Origin of the sequence: Actinokineospora inagensis DSM 44258 (assembly GCF_000482865.1) — a bacterium.
Classification (GTDB): domain Bacteria; phylum Actinomycetota; class Actinomycetes; order Mycobacteriales; family Pseudonocardiaceae; genus Actinokineospora; species Actinokineospora inagensis.
In genome coordinates this window covers 61954-78505 of the sequence record NZ_KI519516.1, presented here as the reverse complement: position 1 = coordinate 78505, position 16552 = coordinate 61954, and the positions used below count along the sequence as shown (strand labels likewise).

At 69.8% G+C, this 16552-nt stretch carries 15 protein-coding genes; 3 read left to right on the top strand and 12 right to left on the bottom strand.

The window, feature by feature from the left end:
* The first annotated feature begins 173 nt into the window (after positions 1–173).
* Positions 174–581, top strand: coding sequence for a hypothetical protein (locus H504_RS37140; RefSeq protein ID WP_051386289.1), 408 nt, complete (start codon positions 174–176; stop codon positions 579–581).
* A gap of 817 nt (positions 582–1398) precedes the next feature.
* Complete coding sequence (locus tag H504_RS0126400; protein ID WP_026425224.1) at positions 1399–2193, top strand: MHYT domain-containing protein; 795 nt, start codon at positions 1399–1401, stop codon at positions 2191–2193.
* An 18-nt stretch (positions 2194–2211) separates the two neighbouring features.
* Here H504_RS0126400 and H504_RS0126395 read toward each other — a convergent pair whose 3' ends face one another.
* The 7 genes from H504_RS0126395 to H504_RS37135 all read right to left on the bottom strand — a co-directional run bounded on the left by H504_RS0126395 (position 2212) and on the right by H504_RS37135 (position 9545).
* The gene (locus H504_RS0126395) at positions 2212–2760 is read right to left on the bottom strand and encodes a cysteine hydrolase family protein (RefSeq protein ID WP_026425223.1); all 549 of its coding nucleotides are present in this window, start codon (positions 2758–2760) and stop codon (positions 2212–2214) included.
* Positions 2761–2767: 7 nt separating this feature from the next.
* A complete protein-coding gene (locus tag H504_RS0126390) occupies positions 2768–4462 on the bottom strand; it encodes an MFS transporter (RefSeq protein WP_026425222.1) in 1695 nt (564 codons plus the stop codon).
* The gene (locus tag H504_RS0126385; protein WP_026425221.1) at positions 4459–4896 is read right to left on the bottom strand and encodes a MarR family winged helix-turn-helix transcriptional regulator; all 438 of its coding nucleotides are present in this window, start codon (positions 4894–4896) and stop codon (positions 4459–4461) included. Before H504_RS0126385 ends, H504_RS0126390 begins: the two co-directional genes overlap by 4 nt.
* A 257-nt stretch (positions 4897–5153) precedes the next feature.
* A complete protein-coding gene (locus H504_RS0126380; RefSeq protein WP_157440649.1) occupies positions 5154–5333 on the bottom strand; it encodes a hypothetical protein in 180 nt (59 codons plus the stop codon).
* 41 nt (positions 5334–5374) lie between these two features.
* Positions 5375–7936, bottom strand: a complete 2562-nt coding sequence (locus H504_RS0126375) for a winged helix-turn-helix domain-containing protein (protein ID WP_026425219.1) — start codon at positions 7934–7936, stop codon at positions 5375–5377.
* A 314-nt stretch (positions 7937–8250) separates the two neighbouring features.
* The gene (locus H504_RS41650) at positions 8251–8424 is read right to left on the bottom strand and encodes a hypothetical protein (protein WP_157440648.1); all 174 of its coding nucleotides are present in this window, start codon (positions 8422–8424) and stop codon (positions 8251–8253) included.
* 383 nt (positions 8425–8807) lie between these two features.
* Positions 8808–9545 carry an inositol monophosphatase family protein gene (locus tag H504_RS37135; RefSeq protein WP_035306269.1) on the bottom strand — a complete coding sequence of 246 codons (738 nt, stop codon included), beginning with the start codon at positions 9543–9545 and terminating at the stop codon, positions 8808–8810.
* A gap of 72 nt (positions 9546–9617) precedes the next feature.
* Between H504_RS37135 and H504_RS0126360 the strand changes: the two genes are divergently transcribed.
* The gene (locus tag H504_RS0126360) at positions 9618–10520 is read left to right on the top strand and encodes an Lrp/AsnC family transcriptional regulator (protein ID WP_026425218.1); all 903 of its coding nucleotides are present in this window, start codon (positions 9618–9620) and stop codon (positions 10518–10520) included.
* Between the two features lie 495 nt (positions 10521–11015).
* On the opposite strand, the gene H504_RS0126355 is transcribed toward H504_RS0126360, so the two are convergent.
* The 5 genes from H504_RS0126355 to H504_RS0126335 all read right to left on the bottom strand — a co-directional run bounded on the left by H504_RS0126355 (position 11016) and on the right by H504_RS0126335 (position 16389).
* Entirely contained in the window at positions 11016–12155 is a 1140-nt protein-coding gene (locus tag H504_RS0126355) for a cytochrome P450 family protein (RefSeq protein ID WP_026425217.1), read from the bottom strand.
* A complete protein-coding gene (locus H504_RS0126350; protein WP_026425216.1) occupies positions 12152–13240 on the bottom strand; it encodes an MAB_1171c family putative transporter in 1089 nt (362 codons plus the stop codon). The genes H504_RS0126355 and H504_RS0126350 overlap by 4 nt, the downstream gene beginning before the upstream one ends.
* A gap of 10 nt (positions 13241–13250) precedes the next feature.
* Positions 13251–13760, bottom strand: a complete 510-nt coding sequence (locus H504_RS37130; protein ID WP_051386288.1) for a hypothetical protein — start codon at positions 13758–13760, stop codon at positions 13251–13253.
* A 5-nt stretch (positions 13761–13765) separates the two neighbouring features.
* Complete coding sequence (locus tag H504_RS0126340) at positions 13766–14203, bottom strand: helix-turn-helix domain-containing protein (RefSeq protein WP_026425215.1); 438 nt, start codon at positions 14201–14203, stop codon at positions 13766–13768.
* A 710-nt stretch (positions 14204–14913) separates the two neighbouring features.
* Entirely contained in the window at positions 14914–16389 is a 1476-nt protein-coding gene (locus tag H504_RS0126335) for a GGDEF domain-containing protein (protein ID WP_026425214.1), read from the bottom strand.
* Between the last annotated feature and the right edge of the window lie 163 nt (positions 16390–16552).

The window sequence follows — 16552 nt, the reverse complement described above, 5'->3', positions numbered from 1 at the left end:
CTCGCCCCCACCCACCCCACATGGCACCATGACCTGATGCCCCTCCGCCGGACACCCCGGCGCTCGGCTCTCTCCCCCCGGTGGCCACCCACACCGCCTCCCTCCCCCTACCCGCTCTCGCCCCTTTTCGCGGGCGCCAGCCTCGCGCCCCCTCCCCTGCCCCCGGAGCCCCCTTGCTCGCCGTCAGCGCCTACACCCCGGAATACATCACCACCTGCCGCACCCGAATCGCCAACCACATCACCACCTACCACGCCGTCCACGCCGCCGCCCCGAACTCAGACGCCATGGCCGCGTTCGAACCGGTCTTCTTCAACAACCTCCTCCTGGCCCTGGAAATGAGCTTCGTCCACCGCCTCAGGGCAAAGGAGAAGAAAGACTGCAACCCCCTCACCGAAGTCCGCTTCCTCGCCACCTCCCTCCTCACCAACGACGGAGTTTTCACGGTGACCGGCATGAAGTGGACCCCCACCACCTCCACCCTCGGCTACACCGAAGGCGACCCCATCACCATCCGAGAACCCGCCTTCCAGGCCCTGGCCACCGCCTTCTTCACCGACCTCACCACCAAATACGCCTAGAAAAGTGTCCCCCCATCAACGAAGCACCACCCCAACCCCGCGCGCCTCGAAACCCACCCCACATCGACAAAGGCCGCCAGCCCACCCCACACCCACACCGCGCGCCCAAAAACCCACCCCTGATCGACGAAGCCCCACACTGGCACCGCGCGCCTCGGGACCCGCCGATCCCAACTGCCCGTTGTGGTGGAGTTGTTTTGTTTGGGGGGAGCGGTGGCCTAAGCCGGCTGGCGGGTAAGGCCACGCTTTCCAGTGGCCCCGCCTTTTAGCCTTACCTGCGGCTGCCGCTAGGGGCCCCAAACAAAACAACTTCACCACAACGGGCACTTCGCATTTATCTGGCGCCAATGGCCGGCGTCGCCGCCAGGCGACCAGGCCGAACCCCGAGCGCAGCGAGGCCCAGTGCCCCCTCACACCAAGATCAACCGAGCACAAAGCCCCCAAATACACAGCCTAACCAAGCCCACCGACAAGATCGCCCAGTCGCTCAAGAACCATGATCAACCTGAACTTGAGCCCCTGAATTCACAGCCTAGACAACCCCACCGACAGTCCCAGCCACTCTGCCTCCCACCCCAAGACCCCACCCCAAGACCCCACCCCAAGACCCCGCCGCCCTCGCGGACCAAGACGACAGCCCCACACCCCATCACTCTCCGCGACAAGATCAACCCACCGCAACGGGTAAATCCACATAACCGCTGGTCCAGCCAGTCCACAAGCGACACCACCTATGACCCATCTCTCACGCTCCGGAATTGGTCCACCCCCACCCCGCATGGTCGTATCCGATGAACCCTCAAGACATCGGACGGCCATGGACCACGTGCAGCACTTCTCAGCAGGACCCGTCACCCCGGTCCTCGCCTACCTCGTGTCATGTCTCGGCTGCGCCCTCGGCCTGCTCAGCACCCAGCGCGCTCGTGCGAGACAGCGCGGCTGGTCGCGAAGGTCGTGGCTCGCTCTCGGCGCCGTCTCCATCGGCGGTACCGGTATCTGGGTCATGCACTTCGTCGCCATGCTCGGTTTCGCCGTTGACGGGGCCGTCATCCGCTACGACCTGACCCGCACCATCCTCAGCCTCGTCGTCGCCATCGGGATCGTCGCCATCGGGCTTGTGGCGGTGTCCAGGGGCAAAGCCACCCGTCTCCGGCTGGCCGCCGCGGGCACGGTCACCGGTCTCGGCGTCGCGTCGATGCACTACCTCGGCATTTCCGCCATCCAGATGAGCGCCAACGTCGCCTACAACGTCACCCTGGTCGTCCTGTCCGTCGTGATCGCCGTGGTCGCCGCGACAGCCGCCCTCTGGGCGACCCTGAACGTCCGCGGCGTCGCAGCGACCGCCGCCGCCGCGCTGATCATGGGTGTCGCCGTCACCGGCATGCACTACACCGGCATGGCCGCGATGCTCGTCAGCGGCCTCGACCCCACCCCGACCCTCTCCACCGGCCTCGACGCCTACGCGTTCTTCGGCCCCCTCGCCATGGTCTTGGGTGTCGTCACCGCCCTCACCCTGCTCGCGATCGGCATCGGCTCCACCGAGTCGGAGGTCGCAGAGGACCTCTGGGCCGAGCAACAGCTTGAAGCTCTGCTCAACGAACGCAACCGCTAGACCGGCAGCCGGTGCCGCTCAAAGCCCTGCGACCCACTCGTCGACGGTGGTCACCGCGGCCTGGCGGGCGAAGACCTTCGTCAGCAGCACGCGGTGGACTTCCTCGTCGGCGTCGAGGCAGCCGTCGGACAGGACGGTGAGGCGGTAGTCGAGGTCGGCGGCTTCGCGGAGGGTGGACAGGACCACCCCGCTGGTCGAGATGCCCGCGAGCACCAGGTGACGGATGTCGTGGGCGCGGAGCAGGACGCCGAGGTCGCTGCCCGTGAACGCGCTGATGCGGCGCTTGGTGACGATCACGTCGTCGGCGCCCGCGCCCAGCGCCGGGTGGATCTCGATGTCCGCCGCGCTGAACCCGCCCCGGTCGCGGATCGCCGAGAACGAGGCGTTGTTCGGGCTGACCTCGGGGAAGCCGGGGCGGAAGCCGACCCGGACGAAGAACACCGGCAGGCCCGCGGCGCGGGCGGCGTCGATGCCGCGGCGCACCCGGGGCAGGTAGTCGGTGTCGGTGGAGAACCGGTTGACGATGGCGTTCTGGACGTCCATCACCAGCAACGCGGTGTCGGCCATGAGTCGGTCAGTTCCTCTCGGTCGGCGCGGCCTCGGGGTGGTGGCGGCCGCGCAGCGCGGACGCCACGGCGGCCAGGACCGTCAGCACCGCGGCCGCGCCGAACACGGTGATCAGTCCGGTGTGGACCGGTTCGGACACCAGCCCGGGGAAGAAGGTCGTCCCGGTCAGCACGGCGACGTTGTGCGCGGGCAAGGTGTCCAGGACGCCGCTGCCCGCGAGCAGGTGCTGGATCGGGTTGTTGCCGAGGAATGCCGCGAACAGCGTGCTGACCGGCGGCAGCGAGGCGACGTGCGCGGCGGTGGCCGCGGGGACGCCCTGGGCGGTGAGGCCGTCGGTCAGCGTGCGCGGGAGGCTGCCCGCCAGTCCCGCGACCATCAGCGAGAAGAACACCCCGATCGACAGCGACGTGCCCGAGTTCTGGAACGTCGACCGCATCCCCGAGGCCACCCCGCGCTCCGACGGCGGCACGCTGCCCATGATCGCGGACGTGTTCGGCGCCGAGAACATGCCCTGCCCGATCCCGGACAGCAACAACAGCAGCGCGAACTCGGGGTAGGAGAAGTCGACCGGCAACGCGAGCAGGCCGAGGAACGCCAGCGCGACCAGTGTGAGTCCACCGGTGGCGAACAACCGCGCGCCGAACCGGTCGGACAGGAACCCGGACACCGGCCCGGCGATCAGGAACCCGGCGGTCAGCGGGAGCAGGTAGACCCCGGCCCACAGCGGGGTCCGCTCGTAGTCGTACCCGTGCAGCGGCAGCCAGATCCCCTGCAACCAGATGATCAACATGAACTGCATGCCGCCCCGGGCGACGGCGGTCAGCAGCGCGGCCAGGTTGCCCGCGGCGAACGCGCGGATCCGGAACAGCCCGAGCCGGAACATCGGGTGCGCGACCCGGGTCTCGGCGACGCAGAAGGCGACCAGCAGCAGCACACCACCGGCGAGGCCGCCGAGGACGACCGGGTTGGTCCAGCCGGTCGCGTGGCCGCCGTAGGGCTGGATGCCGTAGGTGATCGCGGCGAGGACCACACCGGTGCCCGTGGTGAAGGCCAGCGTGCCGACCCAGTCGATCCGGGCCGGGCGGCGCTCCCCGACCTCGCGCAGGCTGCGGTACGACCAGATGGTGCCGACCACGCCGATCGGGACGCTCACCCAGAACACCGCGCGCCAGTCGATCGTGGCCAGCAGCCCGCCCGCGAGCAGCCCGAGGAACTGGCCCGCCAGCGCGGTGATCTGGTTGACGCCCAGCGCCATCCCGCGCTGCCGGGCCGGGAACGCGTCGGTCAGGATCGCCGCCGAGTTGCCGGTCAGTGTCGCGCCGCCGAACGCCTGCACCACCCGCCAACCGATCAGCCACAGCGCGCCTCCGCTGCCGGTCATCGGATCCAGGGACAACGCCAGCGACGCGACCGCGAACACCGCGAACCCGGCGTTGTACATCCGGACCCGGCCGAACATGTCACCCAACCGGCCCAGCGCCACCACCAGCACCGCCGACACGAGCAGGTAACCCAGGATCATCCAGAGCAGGTAGCCGATGTTGCCCGGCGCCAGCGGGTCGAGGCCGATGCCGCGGAAGATCGCGGGCATCGAGATGATCACGATCGACCCGTCCACCGAGGCGATCAGCACGCCGAGCGTCGTGTTGGACAGCGCGATCCACTTGTACCGCTCGGGGGTCGCCTCGACGGTCGCGGTCACAGCCGGTCGGCCAACCGGTCGAGCAGGGGGAGCGCCGCCGCCAGCCGGTCCCGCTCGGCGGCGGTGAACCCGGCCTCGATGGCCCGCGCCAACCGCTGGACGCTCGCCGACCGCCGGTCCAGCACCACCGCGCGACCCGCGTCGGTCAGCGTCATCACGACCCGCCGCCCGTCCGCCGGGTCCGGCGCCCGGGTGACCAGGCCCCGCTGCTCCAACCCGGCCAGCGTCGTCGCCATGGCCTGCGGCCGGACCCGCTCGTTGTCCGCCAGCACCCCCGGCGCTGCGGGCCCTTCCCGGTCCAACCTGGCCAGCACCGACACCTCGGACAACGTCGACTCGCCCACGGCGTGCGCCTGCCGCAACCGCCGCGCGATCCGGCCCACCGCGACTTTCAGCTCCGCCGCCACCCGCGCGGCCACCTCGTCGTCCGCCATGTAGTTACAGTAGGCTTATTAAATCTGATTTATCAAGCTGATGTGACCCCCGCCCTCCGATCGGTCGCCTGCTCCGCCTGGAGCGGACCGGGTGACAGCCTGTCCCGCGTCAGGCCTGCACCGTCGGTCCTCCCTCCTAGGCTGGAAAACGGGGGCTGCTCAGCTCTGTTGATCTTCGCCAGGGGCGGCCCGGTCGCGGCGCCGCCGTCCAGCGGGACCAGGATGGACGGCGTGGCCGCGAATGGGGCCGGGGGTGCTCAGCGGGACAGCAGCCGCCCGCCCAGGTCCCACAGGCCCGGGATCTCGAACACCGTCAGCACGGCGGTCACCACCGGGTCAGGCGGGTCCTGCGGTTGCGCCGACCGCTTGTGCGCGGCCAGCAGCACGAGCACGAACAACACCGTCATCAGCGTCTTCGCCCGGGACCGGCGGTTCACCGGCGGGCCGTCCACTGGGAGCGCATGACCGACCTCCGGTTTCAGAGCAGGCCCTGGCGACGGGCGGCGACCACGGCGTCGCGGCGCTGCCGGACGCCGAGCTTGCGGTAGATGCCACGCAGGTGCGTTTTGACCGTGTTCGCCGAGACGAACATCGACTCGGCGATCTCGTCGACCGTGCGCATCGACGGCAGTTCCAGCAGCAGTTCGAGCTCGCGGCCGGTCAGCGGGTCGGCGGTCGCGGTGGCGGTGTCGACGGGCAGCACGGAGAGGGTGCGCACGGCGAACCGGTCCAACCGGCCGAACCGGCCCGCGCCCTCGGCGAGGATGTCGCGCACGGACCGGCGAGTGGTGAGGAACGGGCGCACCGCGTGGATCGGCTCGGCGGCGTGCAGGGCCTGCGCGACGGCCTCGTGCGCCCGGTTCGGGTTCTCGGACCGGTCGACCAGGGTGGCCTCCAGCAGCCACGCGTCGATCCGGGTGGTGGGCGTCAGCGCGGGCACCTTCCCGACCAGCACGGGGGCGAGGAGTTTGCGAGCGTGGCTGACCCGGCCGTGGTGTGCGTGCAGGAGGGCTTGGAGCAGCGCGGACTCGGCGTGGCCATCGATCGCGGTCTGGGCGCTGTCGACCAACTCGACCGCGCGGCCGGGTTCACCCACCCGCAGCGTTAGCCGTACCAACGTCGGTAGCAGCAACGCCACCAACTGCGGGCAGAGTCGGCGTCCGCCAATGCGATGCCACTGTTGCACCGCCGTTCGCACTACGGCGTGCGGGTCGGCCGCGTCGTCGAACTCCACAAAGGCGGCCAGGCAGTGCGAAGCCAGGGTGACAGTCGGTTCTTGGTGAGAGGGCGCCGTCTCCGTTGCGAGGTTGATGAACTTCTTGGCCTCCTCGGTTTTACCTTGCTGATAGGCGTAAGCGCTGAGCAGCACGTAGACGATCGAGCACGGCCACGTCCGCTCCCAACCGTGGGCGGTAGCCAGGTGTAGTGCTCGTCGCGCGCGCCGTTCCATCTCCGGTAGGTCCGATCGCAACGCGGCTGAGACGGCGAAATGCGCCTTCGTGCGCATGGCCAGCCACGGCAGCCCTTCCCGTAGGCACGTCTGTACGACCCGGCTCAGTTCGGATTCCGCCGTCTCCAGGTCACCTGACCACAACGCCGCGGTCCCGCGGGCCTGACGTGCCAAGACGTCCACATACGCGTCACCGGTCGGGATCGCTCTACCTTGCGGCGGAACGGCTACCGCGCCCAATTGGGCTCGCCGCAGTAGGACAGTCTCGTACAACGACCGGACGCGATCAGGCCAGGGTCCTCTGTCCTTGTCGTCCACCCGCGCGAGGAACCCTTCCGCGGCGGCGACATCCGGTAGCTCCAACGCGGCAAGAGCGGCGGTAACGGCGAACAACGGACTGGACAACCGGGTCTCCGGCAGCGTCGCCACCGCGGCGCTCAACCGGTGCCCTTGGCCGCGGGTGACCGCCCGAACCCCGTAGACCTCGACCAGTTCGGCGATCAACTCCTCGTCCTGCGCCGATTCCGCGTGCTCCAACGCGGTCGCCAGGTCACCTTCGTCGCGGAACCAGCGCGCGGCCGCCCGGTGCAGCCGTTGTGGCGCGCCCGGCCTGGTCCTGGCCAGCTCGGCGCGCAGGTGGTCGCGCAGCAGCGGGTGGTAGCGGTACCACTCGCCGGGCCCGTCGTCGCACCGGACGACCATGGAGTTGGCGCGCACCAAACCGTGCAGCACCGTCCCGGCGTGCCGCAGGCCGGACAACGCCGTCGCCAGGTCGATGCTGACCCGGTCGCACACGCTGGTGGACAACAGGAACTGGCGGGTGTGCGGCGGGTGCGCGCCGAGCACCTCCTCGGCGATGTAGTCGGTGGCCAGCGGGTCCTCCGCCGGGAACCCGGACAGGTCACGGGAATCCGCGGGCTGCCCGGCCAACCACTGCGCGGCGAGCCGGGTGCCCGCGATCCAGCCCTGGGTGCGCTCCAGCAGCGGTTCGACGTGCTCGGCGCCCAAGTCGTCGAGCAGCGTCCGCGCCTCCGACGTGGTGAGCGCCAGGTCCGAGCCGTCGACCTCGTGCAGCCTGCCCTCCAGGATCAACCGGGACAGGTGGACCGGGGGAGTGCGCCCGGCGAGCACCAGCCGCAGGTTGTCCGGGGTGTGCCGGATCAGCGTGCCCAACACGTGCAGCACGGCCGGGTCACGCAGCTCGTGCGTGTCGTCGAGGACCAGGCACGTGCGGTGCGGCAACGCTTCCACGGTGCGGACCAGTTCGGCGGCCGGGTCCGCTTCGGGACGTGGCGCCGCGACGCCGAGAGCGGCGTGCAGGGTCGCCACCAGCCGGTCCGGGTCGTTGTCGTGCTGGTCGACGGTCGCCCACCGCACCGGCGCGGCGGTCGCCCCCGCCCACGCGGCCAGCGCCGCCGTCTTGCCCGACCCGGCGGGGCCGTGCACCACGGTCACCGGCGGCGGTGTGCCCCCGGCCAGCACCCCCCGCTCCAGGGTGGCGATCTGGCGGTCCCGCCACGGTCCGGTCGCGCTGGTGCTGGGGACCCGCACCTTCCCGGCTGGCATGGGCTGTTGCAAGTGGTCGGACATCGGTGGTGGTGCTCCCTGTTCTCACGTGGCCTCGCCCCGGCTGATTCCGGCGAATACCGCGCGCCGGGGCCGATATCTTCTTGTCGGCGAGTAGATCGGTGCGGCTGAATGACCGGCGTCACCTCCGCCGGGCGATAGATCAAGATCGCCTGCGCTTTCCGGCTCCGCGCCTGTGATGTGGGCCGCTTTGTCGGCGTTCACAGTATTGCCGGTAGATGTGGGAATGGTCAGCCGGATTCGCTCCCGCCGGGCATTGTTCCGGCGACGCAAAGCGCCCCCGGTCCAGGTGGACCGGGGGCGCTCTGGTAAGTCGGTCAAGCGCGGGTGATCAGGTCGGCCAGGGCGGCGGCCGACGGCAACGCGGCCACCGCGACCGCGAGGCCGATCGCACAGGAGAGCAACAGCAGTCGGACAGCGGCGGGCATTCCGCGTTTTCGCCGCCGGTATCCCGGTTCGGACTCGGCGAGCGCGTTGTCAACACTTCTCACGACGACCCCTTTGTGTGGAATGGTCCGGTGCCGGGCCCGCTATTCCACCCCCCGCGCCCCGACTTCGCGGCGGTGCGCGGACCCGACACCGGAGACGGGCCCGGGACCTTTTTCCGTGCCATCAATGGCCCCGCTCGCTCCGCCTGCCACCAGCCTGCCCACCCCGCCAACGGTGATCGTCACCCACGCCGGACGAGATCGCCGCCAGGGCCGCCGCGTGCAACCCCGGTGCCTCGCGTCAGGAACCTGCTCGGGTCGAGGGCCACACCCCCGCACCGGTGATCGTCATCGATCCCGGCACGTTCGCCGCCGGGGCGGCTGGGTGCGACCTTGGTGCTGCCATGACGAACGGTTCACGTCGGGTGTGCGCGTCCTGCCTTCGGCTACTGGTGATCGTCACCCACCCCGGACGAGATCGCCGCCAGAGCCGCCGCGTGCAACCCCGGTGCCGCCACGAGGAAACTGTCCGCGTCCGGTGTCCACGCCCCGCCCCCGGCGGTGGTCAGCCGGGCTCCTGCCTCGACCGCGATCAGGCTTGGCCCCACCAGGTTCTCCGGGTCGCGCCCGAACTCCCAGAACACGTCCATCCGTCCCGCCGCCACATCCGCCACCTGCCACGACGTCGGCCCCAGGTTCCGCACCGCCGCGATTCGCTTCAACATTCCCGGCAACGCCCGCCCCGCCGCGTCGTGCGCTGCCTGCTGCGGGTCGTTCGCGGGCGGGTGGCTCGTCCCTCCGAGCGCGGCCGCCAGGTCGGTTTTCGCCGACGGGCGGATCGGTTCGCCGTCCCGCCACGCGCCTTTCCCGCGCTCAGCGGCATAGGTCTCGCCGAGGACGGGGGAGTGCAGCACGGTGAGAACCGGCTGACCGTCCCGGACGAGCGCCACCGACACGCACCACTGCGGGAGACCCTGCAGGTACTGCACCGCCCCGTCCATCGCGTCCACCACCCACCCCTGCGGCGCCACCCGCCCCAACCTCTCGTGGAGCGCCTCCGCGAGCGGCTTGTCGAGCGCGTGGAACTCCTCGGTCAACTCGGCCAACGTGGCCGCAGGCGGCGCCTCCCGTACCGGAATCCCCGCCGCGACATCCTCAACGATCTGGATCACTGTGTTCAGCATGTCCCCAGCATCAGCGCCCCGCGATCGGATACGCTGCTGATATCCATCGATCTGAGCGAAACTGGACTCCCGATGCCCCCGGAGTTGTCAGAACTGGACCAACGCATCGCCTCCGCCCTCCAGGTCGACGGCCGCGCGGGCCCCACCCGGATCGCCGAGGTCCTGGACATCTCTCCCCGCACCGTCACCCGAAGCCTGACCCGCCTGTCGGCAGTTCTCCGCGTGGTCCGCGTCCCCAACCCCCGCCTGGGCCTACCCCAGGTCACCATGCTCCGCCTCCGCGTCCTGCGCGGCCGCGTCGAGGTGATCGCCGACTCCCTGTCCCGCCACCCCGAAGTCCTGTTCATCGACATCGTGGCGGGCGCCGAGGAAATCATCGCCGTCACCGTCGGCCCAGTCCCACGCCTGCCCACCACCCAAGCCATCACCACCCTCCAATCCCTCGCAGTCCTCCACGTCTTCTCCGACGCCGCCGACTGGCGAACCGGCCTCCTCACCAAGGCGGAAACGGATGCCCTCACCCCCGACGTATCCGTAACCCCGCTATCCCTCGACCCCCTCGACCACCACCTGATAACCGAACTGACAACCAACGCCCGCCTCCCCACCCCCACCCTGGCGGCAACTCTGAAAACCCCCGAATCCACCCTCCGCCGCCGCCTCGACCGCCTCGCCGCCGCCGGCTACCTCCGCACCTGCGTGATCACCACCCCCCGCACCTTCGGCCTGACCGTCGACGCCAACATCTGGATGACCGTCCCACCAGGACAGTTGCCCGCCGTCGGCGCCAGACTCGCCGCCACCCCCCAGGTCCACGGCGTCCTGGCCACCACCGGCCCCACCAACCTCATGGCCGCCGTATTCTGCAAAGACATGCCCGAGCTCTACCACTTCGTCACCTCCCTCACCGACATCCCCTCCGCCGAAGTCACCCTCATCACCACCGCCCTCAAACGCGCCGGTCACCGCCCTTAACCCCACCTGCACACCGATAAAGCGCCACACCGCACCCTGCCCCCGGAAACCCGCCCCATATCAATAAAGGCCACCAGCCCACACCTCACTCCCCGAAGCCGACACCCCATCGACGAAACGCCACTCTCGCCCCGCGCGCCTCAAAACCCACCCCATATCAACAAAGGCCGCCAGCCCACCCCACGCGCCTCGAAACCCGCCCCATATCAGCGAAGTCCCACACTGGCCCCGCGCGCCTCGAAACCCGCCGATCCCAACCGCCCGTTGTGGTGAAGTTGTTTTGTTTGGGGGGAGCGGTGGCCTAAGCCGGCTGGCGGGTAAGGCCACGCTTTTCAGTGGCCCCGCCTTTTAGCCTTACCCAGGCTGCCGCTAGGGGCCCCAAACAAAACAACTTCACCACAACGGGCACCCCAGCTTTCATCTGGCGCCCAAGCGCCGGCGTCGCCGAAGGCGACCAGGCCGACCCCCGAGGCGAAGCCGAGGCCCAGAGCCCCTTCACCCCAAAATCACCGGCAACTCCACCAACCCCCGATTCCGAAACGACGGCACCCACCGCAACGCCCCCATCTCCACCGCCAACCGAACCCCCCGATCCAGCAACCCCCCAAACGCCACCCCAGCCTCCACCTGACTCAACCGCGACCCAAAACTCCGATGAATCCCATACCCATAACTCACATGCGGATTCACCCTCCGCCGAAGATCCAACCCCGTATCCCCGAAAACCGACGAATCATGATTCGCCGCAGCGATCCCCAACAACACCGTATCCCCAGCCGGAATCTCCACCCCGCCAATGACCACATCCCGAACCGGAAACCGCCGAATCGCCCACTGCAGGGGTTGGTCAAACCGAGTCAGTTCCTCCACCGCCACCGCCAAGTCCATCCCGGCGACCTGATCCGGCACACTCAACAGCGCCCGCACCCCGTTCCCGATCAGGTTGACCAGATTCTCATACCCCGCCCACAACGCCAGAAACGCCATGGAAACCAGTTCATCCGAGCTGAGGGCGTCTTCCAGGGCGACCAAACCGGACAGCAGATCATCCCCCGGCTCCGCACGTTTCGCGGCGACCAACTCGACCAGGAACCGGTGCATGTTGATGACCGCGTCGCGGGCCGCCGACGGCGCTTGTGGCGTCAGCAGAGTACTGGTCCACCCGCGAAACCGCGCACGATCAGCAGGCGGAACGCCGAGAAGATCACCGATAACCCGCAGCGGAAGCGGAGCAGCGAACTCCGCGATCAGGTCGACAGGTTCACCCGAGGGCAGCGCAGCCAGCGTCTCAGCGCAAGCAGCGGTGATGGCTGGGATCATCGACTCAACCCGCCGGGGTGTGAACTCGCGGGCGATGAGAGTACGGAGCCGAGTGTGATCAGGCGGGTCGAGGTTGAGCAGATTGGCGTCCAACGCAGGAGGTAGGGCGAAACCCCGATACCCCTCACCAGCATTCGCACGGTTCAACGACAGCGCAGGGTCGGCAAGACCAGCACGAACATCGTCGTAGCGGGTAACGAGCCACGCCAACGAACCGTCCGGTGTGGACATCCGATGAACGCCGCCATCAGCCCGCAGCCGTGCGTACGTCGGATACGGGTCCGCGTAGAAGTCGGGTCCGAACGGTTCGTTCACGGTGCCGTGCCTTTCGGGAGTGCGTCAAACGCCTGGGCGACGCGGACCAACCAGGCGGTGTCGGTTTCTTCGTCCGGATTCCAGACAGACATCGTCCCCCCGGGCGAGCGCAGCGCGGCAGCGATGGCGACAGCAGCGCGCCTGCCAGTCTCGTCTGGGGACGGAAATGCCGGCCGGAGCCAGCGCAGCCCGTCCTGGATCTCGATAACCCGTCGATGCAGCCGGAAGTTCAGGTCCCGAACCGCCCGACGCCCAGCGCCCGGATCCAGCGCGAGCTCCGGATTCGCCCGCGTGACCGCCACCCACAACGGGTACAGCGCCTGGTACGAACGATAGTCACGCCAACGCCCCCGGAGGGCCCCGAGCTGCGGCCCCCACCCGGGAAGGCTCCAGCCGATGAGCGTGCAGATGCCGCCGAGACCCGCACCCAGCCTGGCCACCAACTCCCAGCGCTGCGGATCGACCCCCAACGGACCCGCCAGCACGTCGGCATAACGAGCGACGACGTAAGCGAGTCCACCACCGGCGCCGATGGCCGCCAAGCGCAGGCCCCGAGGGAGCCAACGCCCGTCCACGGCGCGGGCATACCGCAGGCAGCGAACCACGATCAGGTACTCGGTCACGGCGAACGCGGTTACGTAGAGCATCAGGTAAACCGAGTAGAGGCCCTGGCCGGAGAAGCGGACCGCCGCCGTGGTCGTGTCTTCCTCGGTGAGGTCGGCGGCGGTGAACAAGGCGGCCATCGCCAGGAACACGGCGGCGAAACCCCAGATCTGCCGCCGCACCACCGGATGGGCCTGGTCCGGGTCGCGCGCCCAGAAGGTCAGCGCCGCGAGTTGGCTCGCCGCCACGCCGATCACGCTGCCCTGCGACAGCAACAGGGACAGGTTCGACACCCCCGTCACCCGATCAAGGGCGGCCCACACCCTCGGGTCACTGATGGTGAAAGTGACGCCCATGAACAGGTAGAAGAAGCCGACCGCGACCGCCGCCGGGCCACCGGTTCGGCGCAGCAGGGCGGGGAGCTTGAACAGCAAGCTGACCCACGCGATCCCGGCGCACAGCGGGTAGAGCAGTCCGTTCACCCGAGGACGCTCACGTCGCCGAGTGGTCGAGCGAGTCGGCTATCCGGGCGGCCACCTCGTCGCCGTGCCGGGTGCCGTGGTCGCGCAGCCTGCGCGCCAGCAGGTACGCCATCACCTCGGCCTGTTGCTCCTGCTCGTCGCTGTAGCCCGTGCGGGCCAGCATGTCCCGGACCAGCCGCGGGTCGATGTCCGGGAAGAACGCGGTCGCGGTGTCCGCGTCCAACTGCCCGCCGCCGCGGTGGCAGCAGATCATGTGCCCGATCTCGTGCAGGATGATGTGCTCCCGGTGCGCTCGGGTGGTCGCCTCGTCGTAGAAGATCCAGTCCGCGTCCCGGGTGGCCACCCACAGCCCGCACGGCTGCGAGGCGCCCATCGCCACCGGGACCACGTGCAGCGGCCGCCCGCGCGCCGCCGCCAGGTGCTCGCACAGCGCCGCGAGGTCCATCCGGGCGGGCAGGTCCAGCGCGGCGAGGGTGGCGGCGCACTCCCGCCGCACCGCGCGCAGGTCCCGCCGCGACACCGGGTTCAGCCCTCGTCGTCGGTGACCGGGGGCAGGCCGCGCTGCCTGCGTGCCTGGTCGAGCAGCGCGGCGATGAGATCCAGGTTCGACCGCGGCAGGCCCATCGCGCGCTGGGCGATGCCGACGACGCCGCGGTCGCGCAGCATGGCCAACTGCTCGAGCTGCTCGCGGACCCGTTCGCCCTGGCCGTCCTCGTCGTCGAAGAAGTAGCTCGGGTTCACCCCGAAGAACCGGGCCAACGCCTGCAGCAGGTCCATCGACGGGCTGGTGCGCCGACCGGTGCGCAGCATCGACAGGTACGCCCCGCTGACCCGCAGCTCCGGATCGGCCCTCTTGATCTCGGCGGCGACCTCGGCGTTGGACCACTGCCTGCCCTGCGGCCTGCTCAGCCGGAACAGCCGGTCCAACCGCGCGGTCAACGGCGTGCTGGCGCCGCTGGACATGCCATCCCCCCGACAGTGGAGTGCACTGGAATCCCATGGAGTCACATCGATGGCCAATGCCACCCTGTTCAGTGTCGCAGGGTAACTGTCAGTTGACAATCCGCCCACAGTGCCGGCTACGATGACCCGCAAGGGTTAACCCTGAGTTAGAGGCACCAACCACGCTGGTTCCTGGTCGACGTTCGGCCACCCACCGAGCCACTGTGTGTGGGGGTGTTCCGTGTGGCGGGGTCCAGGGGGTGCCCCGCCACACGGGGCCGGTGCTCCCGTGCCCGCGCCGCGGTGAACTGGCGGCCCGTGAAATAAGGAGTTCCGCGCTCAACCGGCCTGGGGGTTACCGGGAGCGCGGAACTTCATCTAGCGTAGTACGCCGATGGGCCCCGTGCACAGCGGCACGGCGAATTTGTTGCAGGCGTGTCGCGCGCAGCCGCCACCGGCAGCCGTCGCACCCGGCTGCGCCTACCCCGGCCGTGGTCGGGCACAGCCCCTCTCACCACGGCTTCTTGACCTTGGACACCGTCTACGGGGTCAACGTCGGAGCGCTCCGGTCTGTGGCACCGGAAGCACTGAATGCGACGAAGGTCACTCGCCCGCGGGAGCTGAAGTCCGAAGAGGACGGTCGATCGCCGGGCCGTGCCGCTGGGGTCGATGGGCCCGAACCGGGCATCGTGGCCGGCCGCCGTCGCGGATTCCGGATGTTCCGCCGGGAGCTACGACCGGGCCTCCGGCCCGGGTTGCGTCGGCAGCCCCGGCACGGCGTGCCCGAGCAGCACGACCTGGTTGCGGCCGTTGCGTTTCGCCGTGCCCAGCGCGCGGTCCGCCAGTTCCTGCAGGTAGGTGAGGGTCGTACCGTGCTCAGGCGCGCACGCCACGCCGATGGACACGGTGCACGGCGGCATGTCCGCGCCCAGCCGCAGCCGCGGCCCACCCGTCGCGGGCACGATCCAGGTGTCCAAAGCCTCTACCGCCGCCCGGATCCGCTCGGCTATCGCGTTCGCCTCGAACAGCGTGGTGTCCGGTAGCACGACGGCCAACTCCTCGCCGCCCCAACGCGCCGTGAGGTCACCCGCACGGGTTTGTCCGCGCAGCACGTCGGCCACCGCGCGCAGCACCTGGTCGCCACCGAAGTGGCTGAGGCGTTCGTTCCACTGCTTGAAGTGGTCGAGGTCGAGCATGAGGACCGCGGTCGGCCTGCAGGCTGCCTGGTCGAGCGCCAACGCCGCCGTGGCCGTCGGCTCGAACCCGCGCCGGTTGCGCAGTCCGGTCAACAGGTCGGTCGTGGCGTCGATGCGCAACCGGTCGCGGTCGGCGGTCCGCGCGGCGAGCCTGCCCAGCGTCCGCGTCTCCATGACCGCGACGGCCAGCACACCGATCAGCGCGACCGGCATGATCGCGCCCGCCACCACGGCGCCCAGCCCGACGAGCAACGTGTGCGCGAGGAACAGGTTGTCCTCGCGGCTGCCCAACGTCTCGCGCAGCGTCCACTGGTTCGACCGGACACCGCGGTAAACACCCACCAGCGCGGCTTCCAAGACAAAGTAGACAACGGCGGATATCGCCAGCAACGCCATTACCCGTAATCCGTGCTCGGAGGCGTAAGAGGCGAAATCGCGCGGCCAGGCGTCGTCCGCAATCACCGCTCGGACGACGCTAACGCCCGCGACGGACAGCAACACCGCCGACATGTTCGCTATCCACAGCGCCGCGGGCCGCCGGATCAAGTGCGCCCCGCGAATCCGCACTACAACCACCACCAACGCGGCGAGCATCGGCGGTAACAACAACGCGGCGCCGAAGAACCAGATGGACGCCTGGTCGACCATCCCGACCGAGCCGTGCCGTTCCCGGGCCCGCCGTCGCCGCTCCGCGCCCGCCGCCGTCAGCTCGGTGTAGGCGAGCGCGCACGCGGTCAACATGGCGAACAAGACCCAGTCGGTGACGGACGCGCCGGGGGAGTGGTGGATCGCGCACACGATGCCGAGCAGCCCCGCGAGGTCGATGGCGACCAGGACCGCCGTGGTCGGCGGGTCGAGCCGGTGCCCCGGCTCGGACGGCGGCGGTCCGCCCGGCTCGGGCTCCCGGTCCGGTCTGGGCTCGGGCCGCCGCGGTTCCCGGCGCGGCGGCGGCCCCATGACAATGGTGGGCGGCCGCGAGCGGCAGCCCCAAGCGGTGTCGGTTCCCCCCATACCGCTCGCACCTCCCCAAGTGCGGCTCCTCCCGCGCGGGAGGACGCCTGTGCGTGATCTCGCTTGGGCGAGGGAGGGGCGATCCTGACCGGCCCGACCGGTGACGGTACGACGGGCACCCCCCGGGACCCGTTCCGCGTAGCCGTCGCCCGGCGCTCCCCCC

Bases quoted from the DNA above. Each gene is read 5' to 3' on its own strand.
- H504_RS0126400 (WP_026425224.1), top strand. From the start codon at position 1,399: ATGGACCACGTGCAGCACTTCTCAGCAGGACCCGTCACCCCGGTCCTC.
- H504_RS0126395 (WP_026425223.1), bottom strand. From the start codon at position 2,760: ATGGCCGACACCGCGTTGCTGGTGATGGACGTCCAGAACGCCATCGTC.
- H504_RS37135 (WP_035306269.1), bottom strand. From the start codon at position 9,545: ATGCTGAACACAGTGATCCAGATCGTTGAGGATGTCGCGGCGGGGATT.
- H504_RS0126375 (WP_026425219.1), bottom strand. From the start codon at position 7,936: ATGTCCGACCACTTGCAACAGCCCATGCCAGCCGGGAAGGTGCGGGTC.
- H504_RS0126335 (WP_026425214.1), bottom strand. From the start codon at position 16,389: ATGGGGGGAACCGACACCGCTTGGGGCTGCCGCTCGCGGCCGCCCACC.
- H504_RS0126340 (WP_026425215.1), bottom strand. From the start codon at position 14,203: ATGTCCAGCGGCGCCAGCACGCCGTTGACCGCGCGGTTGGACCGGCTG.
- H504_RS0126360 (WP_026425218.1), top strand. From the start codon at position 9,618: ATGCCCCCGGAGTTGTCAGAACTGGACCAACGCATCGCCTCCGCCCTC.
- H504_RS0126385 (WP_026425221.1), bottom strand. From the start codon at position 4,896: ATGGCGGACGACGAGGTGGCCGCGCGGGTGGCGGCGGAGCTGAAAGTC.